The sequence below is a fragment of the Paenibacillus sp. 1-18 genome, assembly GCF_000520755.1.
Classification (GTDB): Bacteria; Bacillota; Bacilli; order Paenibacillales; family Paenibacillaceae; genus Paenibacillus; species Paenibacillus brasilensis.
Genome location: NZ_ASSB01000055.1, coordinates 1 through 589, shown reverse-complemented (window position 1 = coordinate 589; position 589 = coordinate 1). Strand labels below are relative to the sequence as shown.

General features: G+C 29.9%; 1 protein-coding gene. It reads left to right on the top strand.

Going from position 1 to position 589, the window contains the following annotated elements; all coding sequences use genetic code 11:
- The coding region (locus tag L693_RS30395) for a hypothetical protein (protein WP_025716059.1) at positions 1–279 on the top strand (279 nt) is incomplete at its 5' end.
- Between the last annotated feature and the right edge of the window lie 310 nt (positions 280–589).

Sequence of the window (589 nt, the reverse complement as noted above, 5' to 3'; positions counted from 1 at the left end):
TTTACTATATCTTTCAAAGCATATGATAACTTCGATGATTTAAAACAATTGTCCGCTGTAGAATTTGACGATATGAAACAAGATATCGAAGGACTGATTGAATTAAACTTTTATGGTAATAAATACGGTCTTTTCTTTGAAGATTGTCCATTTGGCCAAGAGCGACTAATTAGATGGTTTACTGATTTGTTAGAGATTGCAAAAAAAATAAAAGAGCATAATTATGTTGCATATCGAATTCCTGACAGCCCCAATATATGGATTGAATTTATTGTATAAGAAAATGAAGTAATTATAGGTTTAGTGGAGGATATTGATAGGGAAACAATTCTAGATCTATTTATTTATGAACCATTAAAGGATTTCAAGTACTCGAGTTGGAATAATGTTCGTATTCAATCACCTTGTCTTTCCGAAGAAATCAAAAGAAATTCAAGGAAATTTCTGGATTTTATAGAGGTGCTTAATCCCCAATTACTAAAAAGCAAACATATTAGAAATTAGAACTTTTATTACAGGAGATGAATTTGTAGAATCGTCTTTGAAGAACTGATATATTCTGCTTGATTCTATACTCGCAGAATATAAT